The following is a 15,553-nucleotide window of genomic DNA, read 5'->3' as shown; positions in this document are numbered from 1 at the left end:
TCATACAGCCTGTTTTGCAAGCATATCTTCTATGGCAGCCTTAAGGCTCTTTGCATCAGACATCCTGCAGAAGCCTATGCCATCCATTGATTCATCGAAAAGTTCTCTGTTAGCCGGATTATCACCCAGTATCACAGGCTTATGCATGGCACGGTATATATATGCCTTGCCGGGAATTGTCCTGCAGGCCTTGCCTATCTCCCCGTTAAAATGCCCTGCAAGGCACAGATTGGCATCTGCTATTGCATCTGAAAGCCTGTCCTGCGGCAGCCAGTCAATATATCTGATATTATCCTGTATAACTTTGTTCTTAACCGGTCCGATTATCTTAAAAATTATATTCTTATCGTCTTTCATAAGCTTAGCAGCTTCAAGCACAGTCTCAACTCCCTGCAGCGGAAGCATTGATGCAAAATAAAGGATTATTCTCTTATCTGCATCTTCCTCTGCGCGCTTAACAGTGTGAGGATAATATACGGACTTGTCCGCTTCAAGATACAATACCTGCATCTTATCCCTGCTAAGTCCGAAGTTCTCTGTAAAATATTCCCCATGTGCCTTTGTATCAACTACAACATTATCTGCCAGGCTGATGGTCCTTTTATCAAGCCACGCAGCCACTGATGCCGGAACGGAACCTTTTTTTATCTTCTTACGGTCATTAACAAGAGTGTCATATACCGATATAAAGAAATCAATCGTTACCTTGCCGCCGTCATTGCGGTATCGTCTGAACTTTCCTTCAAAAAACGGGATTATAAGCTGTGGCGCAAATCCTACAAATATCTCATCATAATCACTGAACCTGCATGTTATAAGCTTCCTTATGACATGTGCCATTCTTGCAGGATACTTCCCGGCGCTGCTTGCGATAATATCAGGCCTGCACCCGCCGCATTCTTTTGTAAGAAGTTCTATCTCCTGAGTGTTACGGATATAGTCAAGATTTTTTGTTGTTATGAATAATTTCATAATCTGCCTTCTCATCTTCCTCTGTAACAGCCATCAGATCTGATGTCTCGTACACAGGCTCCTTGTTGCTGTCATGGTCATAATCCATCTTGCGCAGATGATACTGCACATCCTGAAGTATCTTACGGTTAGCTGAGATAATGTCTCCCAGCAGACCTACAACTATTGTCTGGAAACCTATAATCATCATCATACTTGCAAAGATAAGTGACTGCACATGTCCGCTGCTGTCACCCATCAGCACGAATACAAAGAATCTTATAAAAAATGCAGCTCCGACCGCTGATATAATTCCCCCAAGCAGCATAAAGAAATACAACGGTCTGTACATAAGATATGCTCTCATTATTGTAAGCACGGACTTCTTAACGTATCCCCACATGCTGTGGAAAAGCCTTGATTTACGAAGTTCAGGATTGGTTCTTATAGGAACCGACTTAATAGCCATCTTGTCACGTCCTGCCTGAACGATAGTCTCAAGAGTATATGTGTAATCATTGATAACATTAATTCTCAATGCCGCATCACGGCTGTATGCCCTGAATCCACTGGGAGCGTCAGGTATATCCGTCTTAGACGCAACTCTTACGACCCAGCTTCCAAGATGCTGCAGCTTCTTCTTAAGCGGCGAAAAATGCTCTGTCTCATCAATAGGACGCTCACCGATGACCACATGTGCTTCTCCATCCAAAATAGGGCGCACAAGACGCTCGATATCCGCTCCGCAATACTGGTTGTCCGCATCAGTGTTAACAATAATGTCTGCACCATTACGAAGACATGCATCAAGTCCTGCCATAAAGCCCTTGGCAAGTCCCTTGTTGCGGCGGAATCTTACGACATAATGCACGCCCCACTTCTTAGCTACTTCAGCTGTATTATCCGTACTTCCATCATCAATTATGAGATATTCTATCTCGTCTATGCCATCAATGTGTTTTGGCAAATCATTAAGTGTTACCTCAAGTGTCTCAGCCTCGTTGTAACATGGTATCTGTATAATAAGTTTCATTATGACCTGTATCCCCTTGTCTGCATGCGTTACATGTATGCATATGTAAGTAGATTATAGCATTCCATGCCGGATTATACAAGTGGCGCAAGTCAATCTCTGTTTACACAATCTTCGTTTACACAATTTCTATCAATTTATCATTTTTGTATATAAGCTTTAAAGTAAAAAAATCCGTTGCATTGCGCAGCCTGCAAAGGAACGCTCTGTCCCCTTCCCACAAAGGGAGCTCCAACACACGGTCAGCCTCTACCCACACCAGGTCTCCTTCATCACATATCTTCTCCTCACCCTCAAAGTCATCAGCTGTATACAGCACCGTATATTCAACAACGTCATTCATAACAAATGTAATCAGCCCACGTGCCCTGTAGTCCGTAAGCCTGTACCCGGTCTCCTCAAAAACCTCTCTTACAATACATTCATCCGGTGACTCGCCATCCTCAACATGCCCGCCAACCCCAATGTACTTGCCGGCATTAATGTCATTCTTTTTCTTATTTCTGTATAACATAAGCCATTTGCCATCTTTTTGCAGATAACACAGTGTCGTAAATTCACGTTTCATTTTTTACTCCTTTTTCCACTTCCCCGGCACGCTTCAAAGAAGCCGTGCCGTCCCTACAGTGGGGGAAGGTATAATTTTTGTACCGTATAAAAGCGCCGGCACTTAATGAGTACGCCCGGCATGTGCAGGCACATGCCGGGCGTGCGAATTTAGTACCGCTGCGCTTTTATCCGAGCGCAAGCGTGTACATAAATTATACCTTTTCCCCATCATCATAATAGTGAAGCACATTCGCTCTTTTCCATATTGCAAGAGTATCCCTGAATGCTTTCCACACGTCATCAAATTTTATTCTTCTGCAGTTACGTTCGCGCACATACACGACCTTAACCGGCATTTCTTCTATTCTTCCTCCCCGTCTGCTTACGGCAACGAGAAGCTCTATATCATATGCAAAGCCCGATGTCCTGACAAGATGTGCCACCGGTTTTACAGCCTTCGCACGAAAAAGCTTGAGTCCTGTCTGCGTGTCTCTTATCTTCAGATGAAACAAAAGCCTCAGCATCATATAATATCCAACACTCATTATCTTTCTCCTGAGCGGATATACAAGCTGCGAATCTTTATGGAGTTTGCAGCCTATGACTGCGTCGCAGCCTGTCTCTGTCATTTTATCATAATACCCCTCAAGCTGCGACGGATTGAGTTCAAGATCTGCATCAAGAAAAGCTATATACTCTCCGGCTGACTCTGCTATACCTGCGAGTATGGCACTCCCCTTACCATGATTTGTCTCAGAGGATACCATAACAATCCTGTCATCATGTGCCTTTGCACGTTCTATCTCCTGACGGGTGTTGTCACGGCTCCCGTCATTAACCACAACTATCTCATAATCAGGCGCAAATGGGGCAATAATCTTTTCTGTCGCCAATATATTGTTATATATCCGTTCGCCTTCATTGTAAGCCGGCATAACCACGGACAATTTTCCATCAAACTTCATTGCACCCTCCAAACGAGTATTTCCTGCATCACGCTATTCCAGCGTATAACTGCAGCGATATACATTAACAAGCTGCTTTTGCACGCTGAACTTAGTCGGAAACGGATTAATTCCTGACTTTTTAACTGAACTCTGAGTCTCAGACTCATCATAACATATATCATTTACATTGGAATAAATATTATCTATACCGTAATCTTTGAATAAGAACCAGTCAGTTGTTGTTATGTAGTATACCCTGTTATGGTCCTGCTCAAGTCTTCCTATCTGCTCTTTTAAGTTGTCTGTAACCGGGTACACATCCGCATGTGTCATTATTTTGACCGGAAATTTGAGCGTTGATGCAAGTGCTGAGTCTATAATCACCGCATCCCCCTCAGAGAACTTAGCTGAAAGATCCTCAACTATATCCCAGCTCATATTGGTTATGTCCTTCTGTGTTGCAAGCGCTATATTATTAGGCAGCATAAGCACTGCATATATCCCGGCAACAGCCAGAGTTATCACGAATTTTTTTGCACCGGCTTTTGCATCTATCCTGCTTATCCTTAACATCGTAAGAATTATTATAACAGGCAGATATGGAACTATATACCGTGCGTAATAGTAATAATATGCAATGCTCGGTTTAAATACGCATGAATACATAATTACCATATACACAAACATTATAGTAAGCAGCAGATGATCTTTATGTGCCGTAATGAACTGTGGTCTGTATATAAATGCCGCAAACAGAAATATCACCGGCACAATTCCCGAGCTTATCACATATGCATAGAATGTCGAATAACTGAATCTCATTTTTGTATGCATAAAGGTAAGAATAAGAACCGCAATTGATGCCACAAGCAGTATCCTAACCACAAGTCTCATATGCTTTCTTATACCGCGCGTGAAGAATTCCCTGAACTTCTCCTGCTTTTCCATAGGCACATATAAAAGTGCAAAAGCAAGCGCCATACATACAACTACTACAGCCGTTACAACTGCTGCAAGATTATCTGCATTTATTCCGAGAATAAATATTTTCTTATAGTTGCCATATGTGTATACCGATGCACATGCCCGCATCATATAAAACCCTGCAAGATATCCGGCAAGTGCGCCCACATCAGCCCACATATACTGCTTGTCCCTTGTCATATAGTAAAGTATAAAATACGCAATTACTATCATGGGCATAATCGTATATATCGTGGCATGGAAAAATGCAAATACAACAATCGGAACAAATGACATACATGCATACTGGGGATATTTCCTGTCTGCCATAAGATACAGATACAGCATTATAAGCACAAATATAAATATCTCTGTAAGTGTTGCCTTGGCTGTCCACAGGACAATCGGTGAACATCCGAATATAAGAAGTCCGGCAAGCCTCAGCTTTTTATTAACCCTCAGATTACGCATCACATAATACATAAGAAACAGCCCCATGAACATAAGAACCGTCTGAAGATCCGCCATATTGGCATACCCAAACAGGCTTCCGTAAAGCGCAAGCATCGCAGAGTATGTAGGTATGCCATGCAGCACTCCCGTCAGCTTATCAGGAAAATCAGCCTTGTCAAGCACAGGCACTTTGGAGTCATATCCGTAGAAGCCTACAAGAGAGTGAACTGCTTCATACTCATATGATTCTATATCGGTCTTTTCTTCCAGCCTGCCATACTCATCAAATGAATATATATTGCTGTTTTCATCATATATCAGGGCAAGTGCTTTTACCTGATACACGCCCTGATCCTGCCCCATTCCGAAATATCCGAACTTCGAGTGCATTACTATCAGCATAAGTACAAATACTGCCAGCGGTATCATACTCTCTTTATAGTGAAATACTGCTGTCGGCCGTCTCTTTATCACCGCAGTCACAAGTGCCATGAATACTATTCCCGCAACAAGCGTTATCTTAAGAGCCGCATGTATCCCAAACTTATCCATCCAGAATAATATTCCTGAAGCGAGAACATATGCGCAGAAAAATCCCGTAAGCCCCATAACAAAAAGCTCAACAATGTCACGCTTATAATATGCAATTGAGAAGGCTGCCATCATTACGGCTATTCCCGCAATTACAAGTACTGCTGTCATAATCTAATAATCTGCTCCATTCTGAGTATTTTCTGATTGTCCTGATTCCGAACCATCTGTGTCATCAGTGTAATCCACACCTTCATCTGTCTCATCTGAATCATCCACTGCCGCCTCATCTTCAGGACTTTCCAGTGTATCATCTTCGTTAACAAGCGGCGGTGCATCATCGCCAAGTGTCAAAAACTGTATATAATGGAACGGGAATCCCATCGTACGTGTATCCTTATCCCCGTATATAAGCGGACTCCACATGGCACCGCTATGAAAATATATTACATTATATCCGTCTATCATATATGACCAGTTAAGCCTGAAATCAATATACGCACCGTTATTATCAGCATTAATCTTCGCTTTGCCTACATAATACCAGTTCTCTCTGAACTCAAGGTCGATATATTCAAGGTTGATTTCATCCAGCTTAATCTTACTGCCAAGATACAGTCTTACAGTATCATATTTCTGATATGGTATGTCGCACTGGATAAATGCATTCTGATCCTTTGTCCATGCCATTCCAGAAAGATCCGTATCATAAAAGCCCTGTGTAACGCTGTCTGCAACACTGTATATCCCTCTGTCCGTAAGATATTCAAACGTCTCATAAAGAAACGCCGAATCTTTGTGTGCCACTATTCTCACTCTCTCAAATGAAGGATCTTTAACCTCTGTTGTCAGATAGTATGTATTCTTGCCCGTATTGCCAAGCTTAGTCATTGAATCCTCATATTCAAGACCGCTTAGGCATGTGCTTACACCGGTCATTATCTGAAGCGGATATCTGTATTTTTCATACATTGAGCGTTGGATTGCTATTGAATCATCCGGCTCTATCTGCTCTGCATAGCTGCTTATATTCTTCCATTGTGCGACACATTCTTTGGAGTCCATATTTTTAACAATGGCTGCCGTTGATACCAAAGTAACAACTGCCACTGTCAGATTAATTACGGCATATGTCAGAACATTCCTGCGTCCGGGAGTCTCACTCACGCCAAATGCGATTGCAATTCTTTCCGCAAGTACGAATATAACCGATGCCGCCCCTGCAATTCCAGCCGGAAGCACCAGCATCATACTTTGCACGCCGAACAGCCTGCCGAACAGCGCCATAAGCGCAGTCAGCCACGGAAGCTGTTTAACAGCCACAAGTGCAATATCACTCCCATATATATATTTAAGCGCCCATGTCTGGCTTCTTCCAAGCGTCCTGTAAAGAGCATAAAGATTGCAGTCTATCCTGCTTCCTGCAATCATTATAACTGCCACACAAAGAACAATCAGCACTATATTCTTACGTGCGGTAAATGTAAATTCCATTCGCGCTCCCGTATATATCATGACAGCCCACGCAATAAACGCAAACGCCATCGTCACCGCAACTGCATATTCTATCGTATATATTCCACATGCAATCATAATCCATGATACAACCGAATACATGCCAAGGAACACTGACGTTGAAAACAGCAGATTAAGCCCTGCATCAAACTTTCTGAACACGCCCGCAAAGAACATCATAAGTGCAAATATTGCCATTGCAGCCATTGCACCTGTCATAATGCGGGACTTTATCACGTTATAATCAACACTGCTGTGTGTCTTATAAAAGTTAAGATTGCGGTAAAGCACATCATTGCCGTTACGATGTACATTCTTAAGATACAGCCCCATGGAATCTATCTTATCCGATGACATCACACCGCTGCTCATATAGTAAAGTCTCTCGCCCTTATCAGACACGGCGGGTATTACCTCATCAATCTGGGCATATTCCGGATATACCTTTGCACCGGTAACACTTGCAACCGGAACATAGTACTTATCCATAATGTCTTCATCAAGTACAACTATGTCATAATCTGACACAATATTGCTGATTTCCTTAAGTTCATTCCATTCAAGCTTTACCCTGTCATTTCCACGTCCAAACATTGCCATTGATATGAATATCATCACAAGCGCGGCAGCGGATTCAGCCCCCAGCTTAATTATACGTCTGCGCCTTACCGTAGAGAATGGAACATTGCCAAGAAACGCCCAGAATACATACAGAATAATCATTCCGATTACTATAAATATAAATGACATATTGCTATATCCAAGGAAATATACCCCCAGCGCCAGAAGCGCCGTAAGCGGTACATTGTAATGCTCATACTTTTCCTGAAGAGGCGTATTGACAGCCGCTATCCTGTCGCTTCCATCTTCCACCTGCGCAAGATAATCCGCTTCAAACGGACTTGTCTCATTCTTTGAAGCAAGGTTCATTGCCTTTGCCTGGCTGACGCCTATTGTTGTATCCATGCCAAAAAAGCCATCATTGGTCACTCCTGCCCCTGCTACGGCAAATACCGCACAAATAATAAACGGTATCATATGCCTCTTAAGACGGAATATCCATGACGGCTTTGATTTTCTGTTTTTAAATACGATTACTGCCGCACCTATAGCTGTAATTCCCACTATCAGCATAAGGCTGCGGTTTACCGAGAACATATTCAGCATTATAAGCCCTGATGCCACAATAGTATACATGACTAAAAAGACAGATGCCGCTATTGCAAAACAGCGTACGGCATCTACCTTTTTACCCATAAAGGCCACTGCAATCATTATAAATACTATTCCGGTGCTAAGGAATAACACTGACTCAAGCATTGCTGTTACATCTCCAATAATCAAGTGTTTCTTTTAAAGTCTGTTTAAGACTTATCTGAGGCTCCCAACCGGTACAGTTATATATCTTCTGTATATCTGCTTCAATTATCGGGACATCAACAGGACGAATCTTATCCTGGTCAATAGCTACCTCTATATCAACATCCGACAGTTCGAGTATCTCTTCAAGAATCTCCTGAATCGATACTGCCCTGCCGCTGCCGACATTATATGTCTCGCCTCTCTTGCCAAGTCTGACAAGGAGCGCATATGCCTTTACAACATCTCTTACATCCGTGAAATCACGGCGTGCGCTTAAGTTACCAACATATATGACCGGTTTTTGGAGTCCGGCTTCTATCTGTGCAACCTGTCTGCAAAAATCCGCAACGACAAACATAGGTGCCTGATTAGGTCCGATGTGATTGAATGCCCTTACCATCATTACATCCATCTCATAAGCATCAGCATATATCTTACCTATCATATTCTGACATGCTTTTGTCGCCGCATATATATTGCCGGGTCTTGTATTATTATCCTCTACAATAGGTGTCTCACCTTCTCTTATATGTCCGTACTCTTCTCCGGACCCTATAAGAAGGACTCTCGGCTTATAGTCAAGCTCTCTTACCACATCAAGTACATTTACACTTCCCTTAATGTTAACATCAATTGTCAGCGTAGGATTCTTCCACGCAAATGCAACAGAACTTTGTGCAGCAAGATGAATTATATAATCAGGATGCACCTCAGTGAGAACTTCTCTTATCTGATCCTTATTAAGGACATCGAGATTATATGTCTGCGCATCAGCCATTTTAAGATTTTCTTTGGACGTCTTAGTTACTGCAACCTCATATCCCAGATCATCATGGAGATGATTAACAAGATATGTGCCTACGAAGCCGCCTCCACCTATTACAAGTGCCTTCATGTCAATCCCCGTTTCACAATCACTATTAGATATTAGCCGCCTTAATCTCTTTTTCTACAAGAGCAAGGTCATTCTTAACCATTCTCTCTACGAGTTCCGGGAACTTAATCTGTCTCTCCCATCCAAGCTTTGAATCAGCCTTTGCAGGATTACCGATAAGAAGCTCAACCTCTGCAGGACGGAAGAACTTAGGATTAACCTTAACGATAACCTTACCTGTAGCCTTATCCTTACCTACTTCGTCAACTCCTGTGCCTTCCCATACAACATCAATTCCCGCTACCCTGAAAGCAGTCTCAACGAACTCTCTTACTGTTCTTGTCTCATTAGTAGCAATTACATAATCATCAGGAGCATCCTGCTGAAGCATAAGCCACATAGCCTTAACATAATCCTTTGAGTGACCCCAGTCACGCTTTGCATCCATGTTGCCAAGTTCAACATGATCCTGAACGCCAAGCTTGATTCTTGCTACTGCATCTGTAATCTTACGTGTAACGAACTCCTTACCACGTCTCTCACTCTCATGATTGAAAAGGATACCGCTGCAGGCAAACATATTGTAGCTCTCACGATAGTTCTTTGTAATCCAGTGTCCGTAGAGCTTTGCAACACCATATGGGCTTCTTGGGTAGAATGGAGTTGTCTCATCCTGTGGAATTGCCTGAACCTTACCGAACATCTCTGATGTTGATGCCTGATAGAAATGTGCCTCAGGCTTAACTGTGCGGATTGCTTCAAGCATGTTAGTAACACCAAGGGCATCGATATCTGCTGTTCCGAGCGGTGTATCCCATGAAGTAGCAACAAATGACTGCGCTGCAAGGTTGTAAACTTCATCAGCCTGTGATATCTTCATAGCCTGGATAAGTGATACTACGTCTGTCATATCTGCGTAGATAAAGTTAATCTTATCCTTAATATGATCCACGTTGCCGTAATCTACAACGCTCTTTCTTCTCATAATTCCGTATACATTATATCCCTTCTCAAGCAGAAGCTCTGCAAGGTATGATCCATCCTGTCCTGTAATACCTGTAATTAACGCGTTCTTCATAGTTATTCTCCTTTATAAATCTTTATAAATATTCATTCTTATTCTGCTCACGCAGCTTCGCAAGTACCTGCTTAATCTCGCCGGCATTCTCCTTGGTGCTTATAAGTATGGCATCCTCTGTATCAACTACAACCATATCTCTTAAGCCAACTGTTGCAATAAGCTTGTCACGGCCTTCAAGTACACAGTTCTGTGTATTGACTGTCACAACATTGCCATTGACAACATTACCGTTCTCATCGTTCTTCTTAATTCTTCCGACTGCAAGCCATGAACCTACATCATCCCATCCGAATGTGCCCGGAAGTATATATATATCAGATGCTTTCTCCATAATTCCGTAATCAACTGACTGTGATTCAAGATTAGGAAATTCATCTGCAAGAACCTTGTCCTCTTCAGCCGTTCCGACTGATGCCTTAATCTTCATAAGACCATCATATGTTGATGGCATAAACTTCTTAAAATTATCAAGAATTGTTGACACCTTCCATATGAACATGCCGCTATTCCACAGATAATCGCCTGATGCAAGGTACTTCCTTGCTGTATCAAGGTCAGGTTTCTCAACGAACGCGTCTACGGCATAACTCTCACCGTTCTTTGCATCCCTGTTATACTTAATGTAACCATATCCTGTCTCAGGATAATTAGGTGTTATACCTATCGTTACAAGGTTCTCCTGCTTGGCAGCAACATCGCATCCTGCTTTCAGAGTATCTATAAAAATGTCATTATGCTTAATCAGATGATCTGAAGCGAGTACTATCATGAGTGCATCCTGCTCTCCATCTGCTTCGCACTGCTTCATGACATGCACGGCGCCAAGTCCTATACATGGAGCTGTGTTACGTCCTACAGGCTCACACAGAATATTCTTCTCAGGTATTCCCGGAAGCTGCTGCATAACGAGTTCCTTATAATTCCTGTTAGTTGCGATATAGACGTCCTTAATATCAACAAGCGGGCTGATTCTCTCAACCGTAAGCTGAATCATTGTTCTGCCGTCATCTGTAAATGATAAAAACTGCTTTGGAAGTGTGACTCTGCTCTTCGGCCAGAATCTCTCTCCTTTGCCACCTGCCATGATAAGCGCTGTTCTTTTCATTATTCTACCTCATTTCTATTCTCGTGCGTCTGCTCGCACAAATTGAATTATACAAGCTACATCTGATAATGTCAAATCAGCAATTTAGCTCCTGCGCATAGCACAATCCTAGAATTGTGCATAGATAAATCCCTGTGTCTGTCCTATGTATCCGAATATTATTATTGAGAATACGAGTGCAAGATACAGTGCCCATCTTACCGGAAGTATCTGCTTTGATACGGCATCCCTTATCCTGATGCCCTTCTCCTGCATATAGCTTACAACAAACCATATAACACAGCCAATGGCAACAATCAGGAAATCGCTCCTTGCCATTCCGAGTGTGAATATTGATCCGTCCGTAAATGGTTTGAAACTTATCTGATATACAGTATTAATCATCATCTCGATTGCCGCCCTGAACGAAAGCGCCATATCAAAATACCAGCCTATATTAACAAGTATAAATGTCCTGAGTATCTGTACAACTGTCCAAACCCTGCCATCCGCATTGATATGGCATTTCTCCAGTCCCTTCTTGTAAAGCGGCTTGCACAGATTACTGAATGCAATGATAACACCATTATACATACCGTACATGATATATTTCCATGCAGCTCCATGCCATACACCAACAATAAAGAATATCAGAAGGTTTGATATACATATAGGTATTGTCTGCGCAACATGCTTATTCTTAAAGTGTTTTTTTGTAAATTTGCCAATCTTATTGAATGCCTTGGACAGTGAGAATGGGTAGAATATATAATCCTTCATCCACTCTCCGAGCGTAACATGCCATCTGCGCCAGAACTCACCAATCGACTTGGAGAAGAATGGACGTTTGAAGTTCTCATCCATCGTAATTCCGAACATCTCAGCAGTACCGATTACGATATCCATTCCACCTGAGAAATCCGCATAAAGCTCAACGCAATACATAAGCACTGCAACTATTACATAGAATCCGTTGAATGCCTGGTAGTTATTAACAAATACATTATTAACATATCCCGCTGTCCTGTCTGCAAGAATCAGCTTCTTGAAAAATCCCCAGAATATACGCTGAAGTCCGTACTCAATTCTTGTAAGGTCAAACTTATGCGGTGCAAAGAACTGTGGTGCAAGCTTATCAAATCGTCCGATAGGTCCCTGCATTATCTGTGGGAAGAACGATACAAACAGTGCAAACTTAAACGGATTGCGCTCAGCCTTTACTTTGCCCCAGTACACGTCTATAACATAGCTTACTGACTGGAATGTGTAGAATGATATTCCCAGCGGAACAAGTATGTCAATTGCATTAATTCTGTTACCGATTATACCATTGATATTCTCGATAAAGAAATTCGTATACTTTACAAATGCAAGCAGTCCAAAATCAAGAACAACTGCTGCAAGCATAAGTGCCTTCTTCTTTTTCTTAAGCTTTGCCTTAAAAGCTTTCTTCTGGTCGCGGTCAATTGTCTCCTTGTTAGCCGCAAGCCATTCCTTGCCCTTTGTCTCTGCCTTCTCGATAAGCAGTCCTGCCGCAAATGTAACAAGTGTTGTAAATATAATGTACACAACTGCCTCTACCTTGAATGACAGATAGTATACATAACTCATAAGCAGAAGAACAACCCACTGAATCTTCTTAGGCATTATGTAATACACCACAAGTCCCACAGCCACAAACAGGAAATACTCCAGATTAATAAATGACATTTCAGGTACCCTCCAACATATTTTTAAAATGACGCCAGTGTCTGCATAACTGTCTGCGCAGTTCTGACCCAGCTGTATTTCTTCAAAATCTCATCTGAACTCTGTACCGGTTCATTGAGAAGACTTTCAAAATGCACCACCGGATTATCCGGCTGTATATAATGTGCCGATCTGCCAAACACCTCCGGAAGACTTGCCCTGTCTGACACAATCACTCTCGCTCCGGCACTCATGGCCTCAAGAGGTGGTATTCCGAATCCCTCATACCATGATGGAAATACAAATGCCCTGCAATGCATCATCAGTGCTTTGGCCTCCTCATCAGTTACCGCCCCCGCATAATGCACGTTCGGATACTTGCTGAACTCAATTACCCGGTCAAGCTTTCTGCCCGCCATAACGAACTCCGCATCCGGGTTACACTGTGACGCCGATATAATCCATTCGGCATTTTTATTTTTATTGGCCGATGACAGGGTAAAATAATAATTCCCCTTCTCAACACCTTTTAACCTGTCAAATATATATTCATTAGGCTGAATCTTTTCAAAATGCTGCCAGCCGTTACCGGCTACCACAATACGGTCTGCGGATACTCCAAGCACCTCCTCTATTCTCTTTTTTGAGAACTCAGATACCGTCAGAATAACCGCCGCTTTTTTGGCAATTCTCCTGTATATACCAAGGAACCACTTAACTTCGTCTTCAGGGAAGAATTCAGGGCAATCAGCATAACATGTATCGTGCAGGCACACAATTCCCTTTGGTGCCATAACTGATACTTCATTGCACAGATTAACCGGAACAGCTCCCATCTTCCATGCATGCAGTGCAAATGTAACCTGCGTCCATCTGCTGCCACGCTTTACGTAGTACACTCTGATATTGCTGAATGCATCAACAACTGCTGCCGTATCGGCATGTTCAGACTTAACCGTATCCGGAACAAGAAGCCGCACCTCAAATCCGGCATCACCACATATCCTGTCGAGTTCTTTAATTGTCTCAAACGCATATCTGTCAACGCCGGTTGCCATTGATTCAAGGAACCGTCCGTCTATCAGAAATATTTTGTTCCCCTTCAATTGTTTCTCCTTATAATCAGTCAAACATTTTGAAAAATTCCGTATACTTCTTAACAATAACATCCCAGGCAAAATGCTCCATGACATATCTGTTGCCATTCTCAGCCATTGCTTCTGCTGCATCTTCATTATGGAGTATGAAATTTATGGTCTCCTGGAATTCATAATAATTATCAAAGTAAAGACCGCCATTGGACTCCTGTACAAAGTGTCTGGTTACCTCGCAGCCGTTATGCACAAGCACCGGTCTGCGGCAGAGCCAGCTCTCCATAATAACAAATGAAAAACTCTCATTCTTCGACGGCTGGCACAGAAGCTGTGCTGCCGCATAGGCATTGTACTTGTCCTGTATGTCGACAAATCCGAGGTCATATACATCGTCCTTAACCGATTCCGGTATATCTATGCTGCCGCCACCGATAAGCACAAGCTTAAGATTATCTTCATTGCGATATTTAGGGAAGAATACATAATAGTTAGCATCCGCTTTTGCTGTTTCTACCGGTATTCCCAGTATATTGTCGATATCATAGCGTCCGCCTTCATTGTTGTGTTCTTTGTAATCAACATCGTCAACGTAACGTACTTCCGGTTCAGATTCCTGTCTTTCTTTGAGGTAATCCTCAACATGCACGCCATACACATTAACATATTCTTTGGCGTTAGCTTTATATCTTGCAAAATAATCAAGCAGTGTGTCCACATTCTTGCCTGCATCCTTGCGTCCGGCATACAGGATAAATGGTTCACTAATACCAAACTTCTTATGAAAATCTTCCGCACTGCCCCTAATTGCAGTGTCCACGCCAAGTCCCATGACTTCCGTTCTCACATTGCTGAGATCCATAAGTGACTTGGTAAGTATAAGCTCCGGCTGTGCGTTGAACAGCATTCCGGCTGCCCTGGAATACATCCTGGCAAAGCTGTGCATATGTGCATACCCCTCATCATGGAAGCATGGTATAAGTACCGACTTCTCAGGACATGCTGCAACTCCGTTATATGTTGTTCCGAAAAGATACGGAATATATACAAAGCACTGGTAGTTATCCTTATTATCACGGATATAATCATACATAGCCGGGCTGTTTATCATCTCACGGTTAAATACTTCTTCATCCTTATCCGTAAGGCGTATGCCATTCATAAGCTTGTAATTAACTGAGTCAAATGCCTTAACGTCACGCTTACGGATCTTAAAACGTCTTACGTCAACGCCAAAAGCATTCTTCGTAACACCCTCCGGATAAAAATCTTTGTTCCAGTCTGCCGTAAACTGCTCAACTGTCGTTGTAAGAATCTCAACCGGAAGCCCCGCATCATGCAGATGGCTTGTAATTCCTCTCAGTGCAGCCTCAGCTCCACCCGGAATATTATCCCCATACCATGGGCAAACAAATGCTATCGTCTTCATA

Annotated in this window: 12 protein-coding genes; all 12 read right to left on the bottom strand. The window is 42.5% G+C overall.

Features of this window, described 5'->3' with window-relative positions:
* The 12 genes from NQ488_00305 to NQ488_00250 all read right to left on the bottom strand — a co-directional run bounded on the left by NQ488_00305 (position 1) and on the right by NQ488_00250 (position 15,552).
* Complete coding sequence (locus NQ488_00305) at positions 1-972, bottom strand: glycosyltransferase (GenBank protein UWN95788.1); 972 nt, start codon at positions 970-972, stop codon at positions 1-3.
* A complete protein-coding gene (locus NQ488_00300; GenBank protein ID UWN95787.1) occupies positions 941-1,984 on the bottom strand; it encodes a glycosyltransferase family 2 protein in 1,044 nt (347 codons plus the stop codon). The genes NQ488_00305 and NQ488_00300 overlap by 32 nt, the downstream gene beginning before the upstream one ends.
* A 118-nt stretch (positions 1,985-2,102) precedes the next feature.
* Complete coding sequence (locus tag NQ488_00295) at positions 2,103-2,552, bottom strand: 8-oxo-dGTP diphosphatase (protein UWN95786.1); 450 nt, start codon at positions 2,550-2,552, stop codon at positions 2,103-2,105.
* Between the two features lie 193 nt (positions 2,553-2,745).
* Positions 2,746-3,498: a glycosyltransferase family 2 protein gene (locus NQ488_00290; GenBank protein UWN95785.1), complete on the bottom strand. Its 753-nt coding sequence runs from the start codon at positions 3,496-3,498 to the stop codon at positions 2,746-2,748.
* Positions 3,499-3,531: 33 nt separating this feature from the next.
* A complete protein-coding gene (locus NQ488_00285; protein UWN95784.1) occupies positions 3,532-5,598 on the bottom strand; it encodes a hypothetical protein in 2,067 nt (688 codons plus the stop codon).
* A 3-nt stretch (positions 5,599-5,601) separates the two neighbouring features.
* Positions 5,602-8,262, bottom strand: a complete 2,661-nt coding sequence (locus NQ488_00280; protein UWN95783.1) for a hypothetical protein — start codon at positions 8,260-8,262, stop codon at positions 5,602-5,604.
* Positions 8,255-9,199, bottom strand: a complete 945-nt coding sequence (locus tag NQ488_00275) for a GDP-mannose 4,6-dehydratase (GenBank protein UWN95782.1) — start codon at positions 9,197-9,199, stop codon at positions 8,255-8,257. Before NQ488_00275 ends, NQ488_00280 begins: the two co-directional genes overlap by 8 nt.
* A 25-nt stretch (positions 9,200-9,224) precedes the next feature.
* Positions 9,225-10,256: a GDP-mannose 4,6-dehydratase gene (gene gmd / locus NQ488_00270; GenBank protein ID UWN95781.1), complete on the bottom strand. Its 1,032-nt coding sequence runs from the start codon at positions 10,254-10,256 to the stop codon at positions 9,225-9,227.
* A gap of 22 nt (positions 10,257-10,278) precedes the next feature.
* Positions 10,279-11,364 (bottom strand): sugar phosphate nucleotidyltransferase, encoded by a 1,086-nt coding sequence (locus tag NQ488_00265; GenBank protein UWN95780.1) that lies wholly within the window; start codon positions 11,362-11,364, stop codon positions 10,279-10,281.
* A 108-nt stretch (positions 11,365-11,472) separates the two neighbouring features.
* The gene (locus tag NQ488_00260) at positions 11,473-13,053 is read right to left on the bottom strand and encodes an MBOAT family protein (GenBank protein UWN95779.1); all 1,581 of its coding nucleotides are present in this window, start codon (positions 13,051-13,053) and stop codon (positions 11,473-11,475) included.
* Between the two features lie 23 nt (positions 13,054-13,076).
* Positions 13,077-14,138 (bottom strand): glycosyltransferase family 4 protein, encoded by a 1,062-nt coding sequence (locus NQ488_00255; protein UWN95778.1) that lies wholly within the window; start codon positions 14,136-14,138, stop codon positions 13,077-13,079.
* Positions 14,139-14,154: 16 nt separating this feature from the next.
* Positions 14,155-15,552 carry a glycosyltransferase family 4 protein gene (locus NQ488_00250; protein ID UWN95777.1) on the bottom strand — a complete coding sequence of 466 codons (1,398 nt, stop codon included), beginning with the start codon at positions 15,550-15,552 and terminating at the stop codon, positions 14,155-14,157.
* Position 15,553: the final 1 nt, after the last annotated feature.

It is taken from the genome of [Bacteroides] pectinophilus (genome assembly GCA_025146925.1).
Classification (GTDB): Bacteria; Bacillota; Clostridia; order Lachnospirales; family Lachnospiraceae; genus Bacteroides_F; species Bacteroides_F pectinophilus.
The sequence above is the reverse complement of the archived record's forward strand: the minus strand, read 5'-3'. Positions and strand labels throughout refer to the sequence as shown.